Genomic DNA, 19,573 nt, shown 5'->3' with positions numbered 1-19,573 from the left:
CTACTCGGCCAGGCCCACCTTGGGCCTGGCCCACGAGCGCCCGCGGGTGTCCTTCAGGATGTCGTACTCGACCTCGACGTGCGGCTCGATCGCGCTGTACTTGTCGTTCGGAGCGCCGATTACGAGCTGGAAGCCGAGACCGCGCCAGGCGCCGATCGCCCGCTTGGTGAAGTGCGCGTCCGCCTTGATCAGCGCCTCGTCCATGAAGACCGGTGCGTAGCGCGGGCGGTCGGCGCCCGCGTCGCCGAGCTGGTAGCGCAGCGCCGCTCCGACGATGAACGCGATCAGCTCCTGCGACTCCCCGCCCGACTTCTCGCCGATGTGGTCGTAGAGAGCGATGTGCTCGCGGGTCTGCGCGTCGATCCGCTCGGCGCTGACGCGGACGTGGTTGCGCACGTCGACGAGGTCGCCGAAGTCGGGCGCCGTGCGCCGCAGCCGCTGGATGAGCCGCGACATCCGCCGGTAGACCTGCTCGCGCTCCTCCTCCGTCGAGACCGCCTGGATCTGCGCGCGGACCTCACGGAGCTCGCGGCGGAAGCGGCGGCGAACCTCCGACTGGTTCTCGCGAGTGGTGATCTGGAGGCGGTGCCCGTCGTCGTAGAACGGCAGGTCCTGCATGATCACGTTGATCGGCTCGATCCGCTCGCGGATCTCGCGGAGCGAACGGCCGAGCGTCGAGTCGAAGTTCGTCAGATCGTTGCCGGAGAGGGTGAGCAGGCTGTCGCGCCACTCGGTCTCGAGCCGGTGCAATCCGCTGGTCTCGAGCGCGTCCAGCAGGCGCTCGAAGTCTCCGGCAGACGCCTCCGGGTCGGCCAGCAGGTTCGGGTTCGGCCAGCGGTCGAGGAAACCGGCCATGATCCGCCCGGCCGTCTCGCGCTGCTGCTCGTGCGCCTCCGAGGCCGCCCTACGGTCTTCCGCCAGCCGCTGCGCCGCTGTCGCGAGCGCAGCGTCGAAGCGCACCAGCACGTCGGAGGCGCTCCCCGAGGCGGCCGCCTCGGTCAGCGTGAACCGCGCGTCGAGGAACGCGCGCTGATCGTCGTCGAGCTCGCGCTCGGCCCGCTCGGCCGCGTCGAGAGTCGCCTGGCTCGCATCGACGTCGTCGGCGACCACGGCCCACTCTGCCTCGATGCGCTCGCGCTCTACGCCGTTGCGCGCGATCTCCTGGCGCAGCCGCTCCGTCCGCCCGCGCAGCTCGGCGATCTGCTCCTGAAGCCCGGCGAGCTCGGGATTCTCCTCCGCGACCTCGGCGCCGACGGCTGTCCAGCGCTCCTGCTCGGCGAGGAGGGACTCGACATCGACCTGGTCCCAGGTCGTCCCGGCGAGACGGGCGAGCCGGGTGAGGCGCTCGTCGAGCGCGTCGAGCGCCTCCTCGGCGCCGTGAGCCGCCGCGGTCGCAGTCGCACTGCGGGCGCGGGCGGCCTCGAGCAGCGCGGCCACCTCGCGGAGCCGCCGCGAGTTCGAGAAGCCGAGGACGTTCGCCGTGCCATGACCGCCGTGCGCGCCTCGCCGGCCCTGCGAGAGCTGACCGGTGAGCGTCAGCGCCAGGCGGTGCCGCCCGAGCTCGTCGGCCCGGTCGACGCAGACGAACCCGAACCGGTCGACGAGGCGGTCCTGGAGCCAGCCGGTGAAGGGAGTGGCGCGGTAGTCGAGCCGGCCGGGCAGCGTGCGCTCGTCGAGGCCGCGCACCTCCTCAAGGCCGGTCTGCACCCCCTCGTAGCGGAGACGGACCGGGAGGCGCACCCGATCGATCGCCGCGCGGAAGCGGTCGAGGTGCTCCACGTCGATCATCAGGGTCGTCGCGAAGCCGCCGAGGGCGAGGGTGAAGGCCTCGCGCCACGGCTCGAACTCGGCCCGCACCTCGACCAGCTCGCCCACGAAGGGCAGGTCGTCCTCGCTCAGACCTGCGGCCTCGGCCACCCGCGCCCTGGCCTCGTGCAGCGGTCGCGGGATGCTGTCGCGACGTCCCGACGCGGATCGCTCCTCCGCCTCGAGCTCGGCGAGCTCACGGGCGGCGGCCTTGCGCTCCGCGACCGCGTCCGACCAGGCCGCGCGGGTGTCGCGCTTCGCGTCCGCCGCGCTCAGCGAGTCGGAGGCGCGCGCCAGCACGGCCTCGAAGCGCTCGCGGGTGGTCTCCGGCTCGCCGAGCGCCCGCAGATCCTCGTCGAGCCTGGCGCGGTTCTCGCGCACGCTCGCCAGCCGGCGCTCGACCTCGCGCAACTCACGCTGCGCGGTCTCGAGCCGGTCGCCGCCGGAGACGCGCAGCACCTCGGCGAGCCCGTCGCGCTCCGCCTCGGCGGCCTCGGCGAGAGCCCGCTTCTCGCGAAGGAGGGAGTCGACCGCCCGGGTGCGATCGCGCAGCTCGGCCTCGACATCGCGCAGGAGGCCGAGACGCTGCTCCGCCCGCCACACGGCCGCCGGCGAGAGGGAGGCGTCGAGATCGCCGAGGGCATCGATCAGCCGCACGCGTTCGGCTGACGCGGCGATGCGCAGCCGCAGGCCTCGGAGCGGCTCCAGCGCCGCCACCTGCTGCCGGGCGGTGAGCATCCGCAGCCGGGTGCTCTCGAGCTCGTCGAAGTGGGCGACCACCGCGTCGGCGGCGGCGAGCGACTCCGGCTCCTCGAGCACGAGTCGCTTGTAGAGATCGTCGACAGTGGTGATCTGCTGGCCGGCCTGGATGCGCGCGAGCAGGCTCGTCGCCTTCGCTCCGGCACCCGCGGCTCCGATGCCGAGGACCGCGTGCAGACGCGCCGAGAACTCGCGGTCGGTCGCGAGCGGATCCAGCCCCGCCGCGCGCAGCGACGCGTCCGAGAGGCGCTGGGCAGCGGCCTCCTGGAGCGCCCCGAGATCGAGTGCGCCCTCGGCGGTCGCCCGCACGCGCACCGTCTCCTCGAGCACGCGGGCGCCGGCGGGCACGTACCAGGCGCGCACGGCGCTGAAGCGCGAGCCGTCGTGGTCGACCCAGGTCATCGCGACAGCGGTCCAGGTGTCGGTGCCGTCTCCGCGGAGCACGCGCACGGCCGTGCCCTCGTCGGTGCGCGACTCGTCGAGCTTGCCGCGCGCGTACGAGAGGATGTTGCGCTGGTCCTCCCCGCGCGGTCGTCCCGTCACGCCTCCGTTCGAGGCGCCGTTGAACGGAGTGGTGTGCGGCATCATCAGGGCGATGTAGGCGTCCATCAGCGTCGACTTGCCCGAGCCGGAGCCGCCGCACAGCAGCGTCGCACCGGGCGAGAAGCGCACCCGGTGGGCGCCGTCGTAGCCACCCCAGTTGACCAGCTGCAGGTCCTCGGCGAGCCACTGCTGCCCGCGCGAGGCGGCCGGGATGAGTCCGAAGAGGGTCTCGAGCATCGTCATCGGGGATCGTCCTCCTGGTCGGCGTCGTCGAGGTCGTCGGTGAGGGAGTCGTCCTCGTCGGCGGAGGCGCCGGCGGGCGCGGAGGCGGCGGGCGCGGAGGCGGCGGCGGGCGACTCCTCCCGCCCCCTGCCGCGCAGCCACTCGCTCAACTCGCGCAGCTTCCCGGCGCTCAACACGATCTCGACGACCGGGCTGATCCGGTAGCGACCCGCCGACTCCTCGTCGACGATGCCGTCGCGGCCCAGCCGCTCGAGCGCCTTGCGGACCATCCGCTGCCGCCGGGCGGTGTCGCGCTCGGCATCGGCGAAGTAGCTGAGGACGGTCTGCTCGACCTCCTCCACGTCCACCCGCGCCGACGGCTCGCCCGAGGCCGACTCCCGCTGGTGCACGGTGCGCAGATGCACCAGCACCAGCGTCTCGGCGCGGGTGTAGGGCAGATCGCGCAGCAGCACCGGCATCTCGACCTCGTCCGAGCGGACCTGCTGCTTGTAGGCGACTCCGCGCTCGTGGTCGACGACGAGCCGGACGAACAGATCGTTCAGGCGCGACTCGATCAGCTGCCGGTGCTCCAGCAACACGGTCCACTGCTCGCGGTGCCGGTCGGCGAGGAGGAAGCGCCGCTGGAGCACGTGCACGAGAACGCGGCGCACCTCGGTGTCGAGGACGCCGCGATCGCCCGGGAAGAGCTCGTCCGGGTCCTCCTCCATTGCCACCGGGGCGATGAACGGATCGACGGCGGACTCGGCGGGCTCAGTCATCGTCGGTCTCCTTCTCGGTGAGGGCGGTGACGGAGCCGAAAGCGAAGCGGCGCACGGTCCCGTCGGGTCGGCGGGCGCTGACGATGGAGTAGCCCTCGCCCTCGCGCAGTCCACCGCGGTGGGCGATCTCGAGCAGGCCGAGCAGGTCGACGGGGCGGCGCGTCTGCTCCGGAGCCCCGCTGAACGCCTCGCCGAGGTCGAACTCGCCGCCGAGGCTCGCGACGTAGGCCTCCAGCTCGGCGTAGCGCGGACCGCCCCAGGCCCGGCTGTCGTCGCCGACGAACTCTGCTTCGCCGTGGTCGTCGGCGAGCGGAGCCGGTCCGCCGGCCGGCCGGACATCGCCGAGCGTCTGCCGGAGGTGGCCGATCCCGGCGACGGGCAGGTGCCGCAGCGGCGCGACCGGCGCGTCCGGCGACGCGCGGGCGGTCCACTCCTGGAGGCCCGCCATCACCTCGCGCAGCAGCTCGTCGACCTGCCGGTCCCGCGCCGGATCATGGGTGCGCACCTGGCCGGTGATGACGTGGGAGGCGCGCCGCTGGGCGGTCAGCACCTCCTGCACACCCAGCTCCACCCGGCGCCCGATGGCGCTGAGCTCCGCACGCTGGGCGGGGTCCATCAGGCGCGAGAAGGGCTGGACGAGAACCGTGTGCAGTTGGTCGGTGAGGGCGTCGATCCGCTCGGGGTCGCCGAGCAGCCGCAGCGCGCCGGCGAAGGCCCGCCCCTCGCTCGTGGCCTGCATCACGTGCTGTCCGCGCTCGAGGTACTCGCGGAGCACCTCGCCGGTCGGGCGCACGTCGCGGCGCAGGTCGGCGACCACGTCGCGCTGCATCGCCTTGATCGACTCGGCGACCCTCGCGAAGTCCGCCGGCAGTTCACGCGCCAGGTGCACGACGTTCTCGGCCTCCTCGAGCAGCTGCTCGTCGTCGGTCGGCTCGATCCCGGCGCCCTCCTCGAGCGCCGCGATCTCACCGTCCAGGCGCGCCCGCTCCTCGCGGAGGCGCGCCAGGCGGGCCTCCGGGTCGGGCTCGACGTCGGCGGCGAGGCGCTCGACCGCCTCCAACAGCGTGCGCACCCGCGAGTTCGACACGCGGGTGCGACCGCCTCCGGTGCGCCCCGTGATCTCGAGCGCGCTGACGGCGTGGGCGCTGAGGCGGTACACCTCCGCTTCGCCCTCGATCTGCGGCACCAGCCAGCCGACGCGCACCCAGTAGCGGCACACGTCGCGGGCCGTCCCGGTCGGCAGAGCCCGCTCGCCCTCGTCGTAGCCGGCCGAGCGCAGCTCCTCCAGCAGCTCGCCGACCTCGGCGTGCGCGTCGGCGACGGCGACCACCTGCCGGTCGACGGTGAACACGAGCGAGAGGGCGGCGACGACGAAGGGGGCGTAGCGGCCGTGCAGGAGATCGAGCGTCGGGGTCCGGAACGCGCCGAGCGAGCGCAGGTAGGCGGCCTCGGCGCGAGAGTTCGACATCGCCCTCCAGGATAGGCGGCGGGCCGGAGGCGCGCGGACGGCGCACGCCAGCGCTGCGCCGAGCGTGACGCACGGGACGCTGGAGTGTCAGCGACCGCCCTCGATCCACCGCGCGACGAGACCGCCGAAGACCTCCCAATTGGCCGCACGCCCGAGACCAGCGTGGTCGAGGTCGACCGGATCGACACGCAGCCGCCCGTCGATGCGCGCCCGCCACTCGGCATCGCGCCGCGCCGCCGTGTCGGCTCCGACACCCCGCGTCGCCGCCACCAGCAGCGTGTCGGTGTGCGCCGAGACCGTGAGCGGGGGGATCGACAGCCGCAGATGACGCGCGAACGTCGCGATCAGGCGCTCCCGCGCCTCGGCATCGAGGTCGGCCAGCACGGGATCGTCGGCGATGCTGCGCACGAAGCCGGCGACCTGCTCGTCGACCGACGCGTCGGTCTCATCGCCGGCGCCGTCCGCGTAGGCGTCGAGAAGGACGATCGATGCCACCTCGTCGCCGAGCCGAGCGGCGATGACGTGCGCGAGCTGCCCGCCGAACGACCACCCGAGCAGGTGGTACGGCCCGTGCGGACGGACGGCGCGGATCCGCTCGATCTGGTCGGTGACGATGGCCTCCACCGACGTCAGCTCGGGGCCACCCGACAACGCCGGATCCTGCAGCGCGTAGACCGCGTAGCCGGAGTCGAGGTGCCGACAGAGACCGGCGTACGCCCACCCCAGGCCGCCGGCGGGCTGCAGGCAGAAGACCGCCGGGCCCTCGGCGTCGCGCAGGCGCAGAACGGGGGCGAACATCGTCTCGCTGCGCTCGCCCGCCGCCGCGCGCGCGAGGCCCGCGACGGTCGGCGCCCCGTACAGGTCGCGCACGCTCAGGTCGAGGCCCGCCGATGACCGCAGTCGCGAGACGACGCGCACAGCGAGCAGCGAGTGACCGCCGAGCAGGAAGAAGTCGTCGTCGCGGCCCACCTCGTCGAGTCCCAGCACCTCCGCCATCGCGTCGGCGATCAAGTACTCGACGTCGCCGATCGGGCGCTGCCTCTCGACGGGCTCGCGCACGGGTTCAGGCAGGGCGCGCACGTCGAGCTTGCCGTTGACGTTCAGCGGCAGCTCGTCGACGGCGGTTACCGTAGCGGGCACGAGATAGTCCGGTAGCCGCGACCGCAGGGCGGCGGTGATCTCGGCGGCCGAGACCGGAGCCCCGTCGGGCACGACGTACGCCGCGAGCTCGGTCCCGTGCGGACTGCGCACGGGCACGACCGCGGCCCGCCGGACCCCGCTGAGCGCGACGAGCGCCGAGGCGATCTCCGCGGGCTCGACGCGGTGCCCACGGATCTTGACCTGGTCGTCGCTGCGCCCGAGGTAGGTGATCAGACCGTCTGAACCGACCATCGCGAGGTCACCCGTGCGGTACATCCGCTGTCCCGGCATCCCGAACGGATCGGCGACGAAACGCTCTGCCGTCAGGTCGCTGCGGCCCAGGTAGCCGCGGGCGAGGCCGACGCCCGACAGGTACAGCTCGCCCGGCACGCCCGGCCGCACCGGGCGGAGGCCGTCGTCGAGCACACGCGCGACCGTTCCCGTGATCGGGCGGCCGACGGTCGACGTGGGGCGCTCGTCGACGTCGGCGCCGAGCGCGTTGATCGTGTACTCGGTCGGGCCGTACAGGTTGTAGCCGTGGACGCCGGGGGCGTCGCGCAGGGCCGTCCACAGAGCGTCGGGCACGGCTTCTCCGCCGAGCGAGACGAAGACGACGCCCGGCCCGTCGACGATGGGGTCGGCGCAGCGTTCGCGAGCGAGCAGCCCCTCGTCGACCAGGACGGCGCCGTAGCTCGGAGTCACATCGAACCCGTCGATCCGGTGGTCGTCGAAGTACGCCAGGAGCGCCCGCGGGTCACGGCGCATGTCGTCGTCGATCACGTGGACGCTGTGGCCTTCGAGCAGCCACAGCAGCTGCTCCCACGAGGCGTCGAAAGCGAACGACGTGGTGTGCGCGATCGCGAGGCGTCGCCTGCCTGCGGCGGCCACCACGGGCGAGAAGATCTCGGCGCGGTGGTTGACGAACATGTTGGTGAGCCCGCGGTAGGGCACCGCGACCCCCTTGGGCTTTCCCGTCGACCCCGACGTGAAGATCACGTACGCGAGGGCGTCGAGCGCGCGCTCGGGCTCGACGAGCGGGCCTCCTCCCGCCGCATCGGGCGGCACCACGCGAACGCCAGAGGGCACCGCGACGGCGAACGCGTCGTCGGCGACGACGACCGCAGGGTCGGCCTCCCGCAGAATGTCGGCCACGCGGGTCGGCGGCAGCGTGGGGTCGATCGGCACGTAGGCCGCGTGGGCGGCGAACACGGCGAACAGCGCGACGATCATGCGCGCATCCCGCGGGAGGTAGAGCGCCACACGCGACTCGGGCCCGATCCCCCGCTCCTGCAGGGCGGTCGCCAGACGCGTGGCGCGGTGGACGAGCTCGGCGAAGGTCCAGCGCACGGGTCCCGCGACGATGGCGAGACCGTCGGGATCGACGAGCGCACGCTGCACGAGCAGCTGCCACACCGTCGCGTCGAGCAGCGCCGCGTCGTCGTCGCTCGGCGTCGCCCCCTCGAGAGCGGCCGCGCCGGTGACGCCCTGGTCGCCGACATCGAGCGCGGCGAGCGCGCCGGTGTGATCGGCGAGTCCCTCAAGCGCCCGCACGAACGCGGAGACGAGGCGCTCGGTCGCGGCATCGGCATCGGCATCACTGGGCCACGAGCCCGGGCGCGACAGGACACGGATGCGCGCACCCGCGCGCTCGTCGCCCGGGTTCACCACGATGGTGAGCGGGTAGTGCGTCGCGTCGCGGACCGTCTGCGCACGGTGACGCAGGGCGCCGTCAGGACCGAGCCGCTCGGTGGGCGGGGTGACGGGGATGTTCTGGAAGACGAACAGGGTGTCGAACAGCTCGCGGTGGCCCGATGCCGCGAGGATCTCCGACAGCGGCACGTCGGGGTGGGCGAGCATCACGCGGCGGAACCGCGTCAGGTCGTCGAGGTGGCTCTGCACGTTCGCGCCGGGGCGGACGCGCACGCGCACCGGGACGGTGTTGAACAGCAGCCCGAGCAGGTCGTCGATGCCCGGGATCTCGGGGGGTCGGCCCGAGGTCACCGTGCCGAAGAGGACGTCGGCGCGACCCGTCTCGTGCCGGAGCGCGAGCGCCCAGGCGAGCTCGTACACCGCGCTGAGCGGCGCGCGTGCCGCCGTGCCCGCGTGCCGCAGCCGCGCGGTCAGGGCCACATCGAGCGTCAGCACGCGCTCGGACGAACGTCGGTCGGCGGTGGGAGCGGAGGAGGAAGGAGCGACCAGGAGAGGCCCCTCGACGCCCGCCAGAACGTCGCCCCACGCCGAGCGCGCAGCGGCCCGATCGCGGGCGGTGAGCCAGGAGACGTACGCCGCATACGGCGGCCCCGACCGCTCGATCGCGGATCCGTGACGGGTGTACTCGTCGAGGATGCCGCGCAAGAACCGCCAGATCGACCAGCCGTCGAGGATCGCGTGCTCGACGGTCAGCACCCACGTGTGCTGCTGACCGTCCGGCGCGGTGAGGAGGCCGAACCTCAGCAGCGGTCCGTCGCCGTCGAAGCCGTGCTCGCGCTGCTGCGCGAGGAACCGCTCGCGGTCCTCGCCCGTGCTCACGTCCCACGCGATGTCCGGCGATCGCGGCACGACGAGCACCGTTCGCTCCCCGACGCGGCGGAAATGGCCCGCGACGTGGGGGTGCTGCGCGATGGTGCGCGCGGCCGCCGCGCGCAGTGCCGCCACGTCGAGCGGGCCCGTCAGCTCGGTGATCGTCTGCGAGAGGTAGACATCGGTGTCGCCCGAGAGGTCGCGGTGGAACAGCAGACCCTCCTGGAGGCCGGTCGCCGGGTGCACCGCGGCCAGCGGCCCCGCCGCCCGCTCGATGTCGCGGATCGCCGCGATTCCGACGCCGGCGGTGTCCTCCACCCGCACCTCTGCGGGACGGACGATCGCGGTGAGCGCGCTCGGCGGCCCGTCGGAGACGACGTCCCGCGCCACGGCTGCGGCGATCGCTCCGGCGAGGGCCGCGGCATCCTGGTGCCCCGCCACCGTCAGCAGCCAGCGGTCGTCGGCGAAGCTCGCGGTCACAGCGACCCGGTCCGGGGAGGGCGCGACCGGCCGCTCGGAGACGTGGATGTCGACGTGCACGTCGGGGCGCACCAGGCCGTCGAAGACCCCCGGGGTGTGCGGGCTGAGCTCGCCGGCGATCGTGAAATCGCGGGCCGCATCGGCCGTGGGCTGGACGATCGCGCCGTCATCGCGGACGAACACCGGGAAAACGCGTCGCCGGACGCCGACCGCCGCGGCGCGGGCGGGGTCGTCACGATCCGGCTCGCCGACCATGGCGAGGACAGGGCCGCGCCCGACCTCGGCCAGGCCCGACAGCACGGCGGTGCGGAACGCGATCACCGTGGCCGGCGGCACGGGCACCTCGGCATCGGCCGACGCGGTGGGGTCGAGGGCCGACCAGGTCGCGCTCGGGACCGACGGCGGTACCGACTCGATCACGTCGAGCCACGCCTCCGCGGCGTCGACGATCTCGAGCGCGTCCGCGCGGCGAGCGCGCGCGTCGGCGTACTCGGCCGCGTCGTGGATGCCGCGGATCGAGCCCGTCGCGAGCGCAGCGAGCAGCGCGGGCCAGGATTCCTCGTCGATCGCCTCGCACGCCGCGGCGAGGACGACGCCGCCGGGTGCAGCCGAGGCGGCGATCGTGCGTCCGGTCATCGGGTCGGGATGCCGCGGATCGGTCGTCACCTCGGCGGCGACGAGCAGTTCGTCGAGCGTCAGCGGGACGTATGCGTCGCCGTCGCGGCGCGTGCCGACGGCGTCGCTCGACGCGTACACACCGACCAGGGCGGCGGCGACGTGGTGACGGGGTAGGGCGACCAGCCTGCTCGTCACTGCGGTGCATGGCGGCTGCGGCGCGGCGCGGCGCCCGGCCGTCCGGATCAGCACGAGGTCGTCGGAGGGGGCTGCGGCATCCCCCGTCAGCGCGATCAGGGCGAGGACCACCGAGTCGAGCAGTGCCGCCGCGGTCTCGGAGGAGAAGATCTCGGTGCGGAAGAGCACGTCGACCACGAGACCGTCGTCGCCCTCGCCGATGGCGAATGTGAGGTCGAACTTCGCGGTGGGCTCGGCGTCATGACGCACCTCGGCGATGACATCGCCCAGACCGACCGACCGGGTGCGGCGGTCGACCTCGGCGATCATGACCTGGAAGAGCGGGTGCACGCCCGCGATGCGCGGGGGCGCGACGTCGGCGACGAGTTCATCGAACGGCACCGCGCGGCGCTCCCACGCGTCGAGCGCGCCGTCACGCACGCGGGCGACCACCTCGCCGACGGTCGACGCACCGGTGAGGTCGGCGAGACCCACGACGGTGTTCAGGAACAGACCGACGCCGGCGACAGAGTCCTCGCGCAGATCGGCGACCATGCCCAGCGGGATCCGGTCACCCGCTCCTCTCGACCGCAGCGCGAGGACGACGGCCGCGTTGAGCAGCATGAGGCGCGACACCCCGAGCCGGCCCGACGCCTCGGTGAGCGCCCCCGCGACCCAGGCGGGGAGCAGGTACTCCTCCGTGGCGGCGGCCGAGCTCGGCGCAGGGCTGCGCGGCCGGTCGAGGGGCAGGCTGATCGCCGCCGGCACCCCGGCGAACAGCGGAGCGAGCCCCTCCGCGGACGCGCTGGGCGGCTCCGAGGTGTACGCGGGCGGTTCCGGCCACCTCGGGGCGCGGCCCGCGAGCCGCTCCCGATACGCGTGCTCGAGGTCGTCGAGGATCGTCGGCATCGACTGTCCGTCGGCCGCGACGTGGTGGACGACGATCACGACGTGCCGGGCGTACACCGCTGCCGCTGTCGGTACCTCGCAGCGGGGATCAGGTGCGAGCGGAAGGCGCCCGTCCCACTCGTGGGCCGACCGGTCGAGGACGGGTGCCTCCTCGGCGTCCCGCACGTTCTCGACCCACCCGTCGCCGGTCTTGTCGAACGCTGTCCGGAGGCTCACGTGGCGCCCGACGACGTCGCGGAGGGCGGCGGCGAAGACCTCGACATCGACGCGGCCGTCGACGACCCTGAGCACAAGAGGGATCGCGTAGGCGCCGGGCGAGTCCTCGAACTCGGCGAGGAACAGCATGCGCGCGCGGGCACCCTCCACGCGCGCCGTCTCGATCACGTTCTCACTCATGCCCGTCCCTCTCCTGCCCGCACCGCATCATCGATCTCCGTGACCAGACGATGCACTCCCTGCTCCGCGTCAGCGGGGAGTGCCATCCGGTGGACGACGAGGCGCACCTCGTCGTCGGCGACCTCGACGGCGGCGAGCCGCCCCTCGGTCACGCTGACCCCTTCTCCGGGCGGGACGTCGTCGAGCTGGAACGCCCGCCAGAGCCGGGCGCGGCTCCGGTCAAGGCGCACACGCAACTCGGGACGGGCCGCGACGACCGTGACGAGGGCACGGCGCGCCGCGAGGGCGTCCGGGGTCCCGAGAGGGACCGACACGCTCATCGCGTCGACGTCGGTGCCGTCGGCCCGCGCTGCGGCGAGGAGCGCCGGAAGCGGAACCGGGCGCCCCGCCGCCGGTGCCGCCGCGGGCGCGCATCGGACCGCCAGCGCCTCGACGGTGCGGGTCTCGAAGAGATCGATGACCGACATCCTGATGCCGGCGCGCTGGGCCGCGGTGACGACGGCGATGGCCGAGATGCTGTCGCCGCCGAGGGCGAAGAAGTCGGCGTCGGCCGGCACCGACGCGACCCCGAGCGCTGCGGCGAACGCCTCGGCCACTGCGACCTCGGTCGCCGACGCGGGCGCACGGCCCTCGGCCGCCACAGGGAGGCGGTCGAGGGCGGGCAGCGCTGCGCGATCGAGCTTGCCGTGCGGGGTGAGCGGCAGCGCAGGCACGGCGGTGAGACGCGAGGGGACGAGCGCGACCGGGACGACCCCCGCAGCGTGGGCGCGCACGGCCTCGGGCGCGGCCCGGCCCGTGTAGACCGCGACGAGCGTGCCACCGACGACGAACGCCGCCGCACCCTCGACGCCGATAGCCGACGTCAGCGCCGCCTCGACGTCGCCCAGCTCGATCCGCTGGCCGCCGACCTTGACCTGCTGGTCGCGTCGGCCGAGGTAGTCGATCGTGCCGTCGGGACGCTGCCGGGCGCGGTCGCCGGTGTCGTACATGCGGGCGCCGACGTCGAACGGGTCGGCCACGAACCGCTCTGCCGTCAGCGTGGGCCGGTTCGCGTAGCCGCGGGCCAGGTGCACGCCGCTCAGGTAGAGGTCGCCCACGGCACCGGGCACGACCGGGCGGAGCGCGGCGTCGAGGATGCGGCATCCCACCCCCGCGATCGGCAGACCGATCCCGATCGGCCGGTCGGCGCTGACGCGCAGAGCCGCGGTGACGTCGACGGCGGCCTCGGTGGGCCCGTAAAGGTTGTCGACGTGGACGCCGGGGAGCAGCTCGGGCAGCCCGCGCAGATGGTTCGCGGTGAGCGCCTCGCCACTGCAGACGATGACGCGCAGGCTCCGCGCCACCGCGGCGGCCGTCGCGCGCGCTCCCGACAGGTGGTCGAGGAACGCGGCGAGGACCGAGGGCACGAAGTGCACGACCGTGACATGTTCCGCCGAGATCGCGGCGGCGATCTCGGCCGGGTCGCGGTGGGCGTCGGGCGGGGCGATCGCCTGGCGCGCGCCGATGACGGCCGGGAGGAACAGCTCCCAGAGCGACACGTCGAACGTGAACGGAGTCTTGTAGAGGATCACGTCGTCGGCTCCGATCCCGTGCAGGCCGGGAGCCGCGAGCAGACGGTTCACGATCGCGCGGTGACTGACGACGACTCCCTTCGGCCGTCCCGTCGAACCCGACGTGAACAGCACGTAGGCCGCGTCGTCGGGCCGCGGCGCCGTCGGCTCGGCGACGGCGGCCGCGCGATCGGGCGCGGCGTCGAGCACGAGCTCGGCGCCCGCGTCAGCAACGACGGCCTCGCGACGCGCGGACGGCCACGCAGGGTCGATCGGCACGTACGCCGCGCCCGCGAGCACGATGCCGTGCACGAGGTCGACCTGCACGGCGCCGCGGGCGGTGCACACCCCGACCACCGCCCCCGGACCGATTCCCCGGGCCGCGAGGGCGCCCGCAATGCGATGGGCCTCCTCCGAAGCGCGGGGGGCGATCAGCTCGGTGAGCGTCCGCGGGCCGCCCGCGTCGATCGCGTCGCCGCCGTCGAGGAGCGCCCGGGTCGCGATGTCGACCGCGTCGACGTCGTCCGCGGTGCCGTGGAGCGCCGCGCACGCGTGGCGCAGGAAACGCTCGGCCTCGTCAGGGGCGATGGCGTCCATGGCGTACTCCAGCTCGACCGCGATGTCGTCGCCGACCTCGGCCACCGTGATCGTCGCGTCGAACTTGGCGGTGCCCGTCGAGATCGGCACGCGCGCTCCCCCATGTCGGCCGAGCACGAGACGGTCGAGGCGTCGCGACTGGTGGACGACCATGATGCGCGGCGCCGCGCGGTCGCGCAGCTCCGGTGCGGCGGTCACCAGATCGGCGACGTCCGCCCGCGTGTCGAGGGCCGAGACGATCTGGGCCCGCAGGTCGACATCGCGCCCGACCGCGAACAGGGTCGTCGTGACGTGGCATCCCACGATTGCGTCGTCGGGCGTCGTCCGCGCGACGGGGGCGGCGATCAGCAGCTGCGACGGTCCGCCCAGCCGCTCGACCGCGGTCGCGACCGCGCGGACGGCGAGTTCGAAGACGGTGGCGTCGACCGAGCGGCGGCGCACCGCCTCGGCAGAGGGGCCGGTGAGCACGCGGGTCCGCGTCGCCCCGGCGCGCCCGAAACCCGTCGTGGTGGTCGCCCAACCGGGGATGTCGGCCCGGTCGGGCAGGGGTCCGAGGCGGGTCACTGCGTCGGCCGCGCTCTCGCCGGTCGGCGGGTCGACCGTGGCGTCCGCAGTGCGCCAGACGGGGGCCGTCCCTGCGAGACGGGCGGCCATGGCATCCGAGATGCTCTGCAGCAGGGTCGGTTCGGATGCCTCGTCGACGGCGCTGTGGTGCAGTGCGAGGACGAGGAGCCAGCCGTCGACACGTCGGCTCAGGCCGATGCGGATCGGGATGGCGGATGCCAGGTCGAACGGACGCCGCACAAACGCATCGACGTCGGAGATCTCTTCGACGACCGGAGCCGCCCGGGGGTCGTCGGCCGCGAGCCGCTCGGCGACCAGGGCGTCGGGCCCCGGCGACAGCAGGGTCCGGAGGGCCGCGTGCCGCCGTGTCGTATCGGCGAGGGCCTGCGTCAGCGCGGCACGGTCGGGTTCGGTGTCGAAGAGGAACGCGAGGGGGACGGTGTAGGTCGCCGCAGTCGTGTCGAGCTGCGTGGCGAGCCACATGCGCCGCTGGCCCGGGGTCGCCGGGAGGGTGGCTGCGCCGTCGGCGGACACGACGGTGCGGGGGCGGTCCGTCGCGGCGTCGGCGAGCGCGACGAACCGGCTGAGATCGGCGACCGTGGGGTTCTCGAACACCGCGCGGGTCGGCACCGTACGCTGCAGGGCGCGCGACAGCCGGTTGGCGAGCCGGACCGCGGCGAGGGAGTCGCCGCCGAGGGCGAAGAAGCCGGTGTCGGGGCCGACCGCGGCAAGGTCGACGCCGAGGACCGCGGCGATCTCGTCGGCGACGGGTCGCTGCGCAGCGGTCAGGGCGCCCGGGCTCGCCGTCTGCTGCGCCGGCTCGGGCAGGGCGGCTCGGTCGACCTTGCCGTTCGCGGTCGTCGGCAGGACGTCGAGCGCGGTCACCCACGCGGGCACCATGTGCCGGGGCAGGGTGTCGGCCGCGCGCTCCCGGGCAGCTGTCTCGGCCTCTGCCGCAGACGTGCCGGGGCCGGGGACGACGTAGGCGTGCACGCGAGCCGTGCGCACGACCACGACGCAGGCCCGCACGGCGGGCGCCGCGGCGATCGTCCGCTCGATCTCTTCGAGCTCGACGCGCATGCCGCCGATCTTCACCTGGTTGTCGGCGCGGCCGAGGAACTCCAGTTCGTCGCCGTTCCACCGGGCGCGGTCGCCCGTGCGGTACAGCCGCAGAGTGCTCGCGGGGTCGGCCGGGTCGTGGAACGGGTTCGCCACGAACCGCGACGCGGTCAGCGAGGGGGCGTTGACGTATCCCCGACCCAGCAGGTCGCCCGCGGCGTAGAGCTCGCCCGCCATTCCCGTCGGCACCGGGCGCAGGGCACGGTCGAGCACGTACAGGCGGCATCCGGGGTTGGGACGGCCGATCGAGGTGGTGCTGCGCACGTGATCGCCGCGGTACACCACGTGCGAGACGCCGATCGTGGCCTCCGCGGGTCCGTAGCCGTGGTACATCGTGGCCTCCGGGAGCTGCTTCCGGAACCGGTCGAACAGCTCGGGCGTCAGCAGCTCCCCGCCGCACCAGACGTGCCGGAGGCCCGCCAGGCGGGGCCGCGAGGCGAGGGCGTCGTTGTCGAGGATCGCGTCGAGCATCGACGCGACGAGGTACGTGAAGGTGACGCCGTGCTGCGAGATCAGCTGCAGCAGACGCTCGGGCTCGCGCTCCTCGCCGTCGCGGGCGACGACGACGGCGCCGCCGGAGCAGAGCGGCAGCAGCACCTCGTTGATCGAGATGTCGAACGAGAGCGGCGCCTTGAACAGGCTCGCGTCGTCGGCACCGAAGCGCAGCACCTGGTCGATCTGCCATCGCATGCGGCTGGCGATGGCGCCGTGGCGGATCATCGCGCCCTTCGGTGCGCCGGTCGAGCCGGAGGTGAAGATGACGTACGCCAACGACTCCGGGTCGCGTCGTTCGAGGTCGGCTGCAGGCTCGGTCCGCTCGAGGTCGACGACGTGCGCGGGCAGGTCGAGCGATGCTCCCGCGCCGGGGCCGATGAGGCGGGCGCGCGCTCCCGAGTCGGCGACGACGCCCGCGCGGCGGCGGTGCGGCCACGCCGGGTCGAGCGGCACGAACGCCGCGCCCGAGATCAGGATGCCGAGGATCGCGGCGACCATCTCGGCGCTGCGGTGCATGTCGATCGCGAACACCGTCTCGGGACCGGCCCCGAACTCCTCGCGCAGCACGCGGGCGATCCGCGCCGCAGCACCCAGCAGCGTCTGGTAGTCGATCGACCGGTCGCCGTCGACGACCGCGGTCGCGGACGGATCGCTCTGCGCTCGGGCGACGATCATCTCGACGACGTCGCGGTCCGACGGGCAGCGTCCCGTGTCGTTGCGTGTGGCCAGCAGCAGCGTGCGTTCGGCATCGTCGACGAGGCGGTGCGCGCTCAGCGGCGCGTCGGAGGCATCGACGGCGGAGGCCACGAAGGCGGCGAGCGCCGACGCGTGGGCCGAGAGCTCGAGACGATCGGCTCGGCCGCGCACGACGATCCGCAGTGAACGGCGGTCGATCTCACCCTCAGCCACGACATCGAGATCGGTCGAGGGCCCCACCCAGGTGGACCGCGAGATGCCGTCGTCACCGCCCGCCCCGAGCAGGACATTGATGCCCGGCGCGACGAGCGCGGGGGCACCGAACCGGCTTCGGAGCGCCCGGGCGACGGCGTCGGGGTCGGCGCCGTGGTGCGGACGCCCTGCGCGGAGCGCGTCGTCGAACGAGCGCAGATACGCCTCGACGGTCGTGTCGCGGTCGACGACGGGCACGAGCGGCACGACCGCGGAGCGCATCTCGACCGCGTGCGGGTCTCCGGGGCCGGCCACCGCGAGACGCACCGCGTGCGCGCCGCCCCCTCGGACCGTCGCCGTATAGGCGCCGATGAGTCCGGCGAGCGTCCGCCCGATGCTCAGGCCGCACCGTGCGGCGAGTACGGGCAGGGCGCCGACGAGGTCGGGGGCGAGCTCGACGGCGCTGCTCCGGATGCCACGCGTGGGGCGCTCGATCAGGCCGTCGTCCGCGGTGGTGAGGGCGGCGGCGAGCGCCTCCGCCGAGGCGTCGTCCGCGCCGACCGTCCGCGGGTCGTCCGCCGGGCGCGGCGCCGGCGCCGCCGCATCGCGCCCCTCGAGGTCGGCGAGCACCCGCCGCGTCAGCTCGTGGATCGATCGGCCGTCGACGAGCACGTGGTGGTACGCCTGCGCCCACACGCAGCCGTCGGACACCACGAGGATCTCGTGGCGGTGCAGCGACCGGGCTGCACCGAGTGAGACCTCGTCGCGCAGCCGGTCGACGCGGACGGCGACCGCGGCGTCTGGGCGGCTCTCACCGCGGAGGTCGATCACCGCGGGCGCGTCCGGCGCGGGGCACGTCGCCCACTGCGGCTCGCCGCCGTCGACGACGACCGTCTGCGACAGCCGCGGTTCGGCGCGGAGGACCCGCGCGACCGCGTCGGCGACCCGGGCGGGGTCGTGCGCCGACGTGAAGTGGGTGGTCCACCCGAGGTGGAAGTCCGTCGCCGCGTCGGGATCGACCTCGGATGCGACCCAGACGGCGCGTTGCGCCGGCGAGAGGGCGGTCGTGCCGGTGGGGCGGGGCGGGGCGAGGGGCAGCTGTCCGTGTGCGGTCACCGGTCACGCGCTCCGCACGAGTTCGAGCTCGCGGGCGCGCAGTCCGGCGGCGATCGACTCGGCGATCTCGGCCGAGCGCACGGCGATGTTCGACAGCAGCGACGAGGTGAGGCCGTGCGTGTCCTCGGTGCCGCCTTGCAGGTACACGCCCCCCGGAGTCGGGCGCGTCGTGTGCAGGCGGTAGTCGCGAGACACGCGCGTGCCGTGCTCCGGGGCCTCTGGCGCGTAGAGGTCGCCGAGGATCTCGCCGAGCGGCATCGAGGTGAAGCCGGTCGCGTAGACGACGGCATCCGCGTCGATCCGCTCGACCGCGCCGGTCAGGCCGTTCTCGATGCGCACCGACACTCCGTCGGGGTTCTCCTCGGTCTCGGCGAGCGCACTGGCGCCGTGGACGAACAGGCGTCGGGCGCCCGCGACGCGTTCGGCGTACTCGATCTCGTAGAGGCGCTCGATGAGGTCGAGGTCGACCGCCGAGTAGTTCGTGCCGCGGTGGTACGAGAGCAGACGTGCCTTCATCTGCGCACTACCGGCGTGGTAGGCGTCGACGGCGTCGGCATCGAAGATGCGGTTCGCGTACGGGCTGTCGTCGGCGGGCGTGTAGCCGTACTTGCCGAGGACGGCGTGCACGCGGGCGGCGGGGTACTGCTCGTGGAGGTAGTGCGCCACCTCGGCGGCGCTCTGCCCCGCGCCGAGAACCACGAACGCGTCGTGGGTGGGCGCGGGCAGCCCGGCGAGCCTGCTCAGCAGGGAGTGGTTGTGGAACTGCCGGGCGCTGGCCTGCACTCCCTCGGGGAGACGCGCCGACAGCCCGCCGGCCAAGACGACGTTGCGGGCACGCAGCGAACCGCCGCGGGCACCCTCGAGCACCACCTCGAAGTGATCGGAGCGGTCGAGGATCGTCGTTGCGCGAGTGCCGTAGCGCACGTCCGCGGCGACGCGGTCGGCCGCCCACACGAGGTACTGGTGGAACTCGATCCGGGTCGGGAAGAACGTCTGCCGGTTGATGAAGTGGTGCAGCCGGTGACTGTCGTGCAGGAACGTGAGGAAGCTGTACTCGCTGGCCGTGTTCCGTTGCGTGACCAGGTCTTTCAGGAACGAGACCTGCATCGTCGCGCCCGGCAGCAGCATGTCGGGGTGCCACGCGAAGGCGGGCTTCGACTCGACGAAGGCCGAGGTGATCGGCGTGTTCCCCGGGGTGGCATTGCGTTCTCGCAGCGCGATCGCGAGGCCGAGGTTCGACGGGCCGAACCCGACGCCGACGATGTCGATCACCTCGTCGCGGGTGCTGCCGTCCAGTGGTTCCTGCGCCGTCACTCGGGCGTCCGTCATCCGTCACTCCTGTTCGTCGCCGCCCGTCACGAGGGCGTGTGGGCGTTATGCTAATTTAGGTTAGCCTTCCATACCTTAGGTAAGGCTAACCAACTATCCAC

6 protein-coding genes are annotated in these 19,573 nt (G+C 73.7%); all 6 read right to left on the bottom strand.

What is annotated here, in order from left to right; genetic code table 11:
- Complete coding sequence (locus GSU10_RS05990) at positions 1-3,351, bottom strand: ATP-binding protein (RefSeq protein WP_132505212.1); 3,351 nt, start codon at positions 3,349-3,351, stop codon at positions 1-3.
- Complete coding sequence (locus GSU10_RS05985) at positions 3,348-4,109, bottom strand: DUF4194 domain-containing protein (RefSeq protein WP_132505215.1); 762 nt, start codon at positions 4,107-4,109, stop codon at positions 3,348-3,350. The genes GSU10_RS05990 and GSU10_RS05985 overlap by 4 nt, the downstream gene beginning before the upstream one ends.
- The gene (locus tag GSU10_RS05980) at positions 4,102-5,577 is read right to left on the bottom strand and encodes a DUF3375 domain-containing protein (protein WP_132505218.1); all 1,476 of its coding nucleotides are present in this window, start codon (positions 5,575-5,577) and stop codon (positions 4,102-4,104) included. Before GSU10_RS05980 ends, GSU10_RS05985 begins: the two co-directional genes overlap by 8 nt.
- Positions 5,578-5,664: 87 nt before the next feature.
- Positions 5,665-11,814, bottom strand: a complete 6,150-nt coding sequence (locus GSU10_RS05975) for a non-ribosomal peptide synthetase (RefSeq protein WP_132505221.1) — start codon at positions 11,812-11,814, stop codon at positions 5,665-5,667.
- Positions 11,811-18,143, bottom strand: a complete 6,333-nt coding sequence (locus tag GSU10_RS05970; protein WP_132505224.1) for a non-ribosomal peptide synthetase — start codon at positions 18,141-18,143, stop codon at positions 11,811-11,813. Before GSU10_RS05970 ends, GSU10_RS05975 begins: the two co-directional genes overlap by 4 nt.
- Positions 18,144-18,146: 3 nt before the next feature.
- Positions 18,147-19,472, bottom strand: coding sequence for a lysine N(6)-hydroxylase/L-ornithine N(5)-oxygenase family protein (locus GSU10_RS05965; protein ID WP_068211036.1), 1,326 nt, complete (start codon positions 19,470-19,472; stop codon positions 18,147-18,149).
- Between the last annotated feature and the right edge of the window lie 101 nt (positions 19,473-19,573).

This window comes from Rathayibacter tanaceti (assembly GCF_009834165.1).
GTDB lineage: Bacteria > Actinomycetota > Actinomycetes > Actinomycetales > Microbacteriaceae > Rathayibacter > Rathayibacter tanaceti.
This window is presented reverse-complemented; position numbering and strand designations above follow the sequence as displayed.

Bases quoted from the DNA above. Each gene is read 5' to 3' on its own strand.
- GSU10_RS05985 (WP_132505215.1), bottom strand. From the start codon at position 4,109: ATGACTGAGCCCGCCGAGTCCGCCGTCGATCCGTTCATCGCCCCGGTG.
- GSU10_RS05965 (WP_068211036.1), bottom strand. From the start codon at position 19,472: ATGACGGACGCCCGAGTGACGGCGCAGGAACCACTGGACGGCAGCACC.
- GSU10_RS05975 (WP_132505221.1), bottom strand. From the start codon at position 11,814: ATGAGTGAGAACGTGATCGAGACGGCGCGCGTGGAGGGTGCCCGCGCG.
- GSU10_RS05990 (WP_132505212.1), bottom strand. From the start codon at position 3,351: ATGACGATGCTCGAGACCCTCTTCGGACTCATCCCGGCCGCCTCGCGC.
- GSU10_RS05980 (WP_132505218.1), bottom strand. From the start codon at position 5,577: ATGTCGAACTCTCGCGCCGAGGCCGCCTACCTGCGCTCGCTCGGCGCG.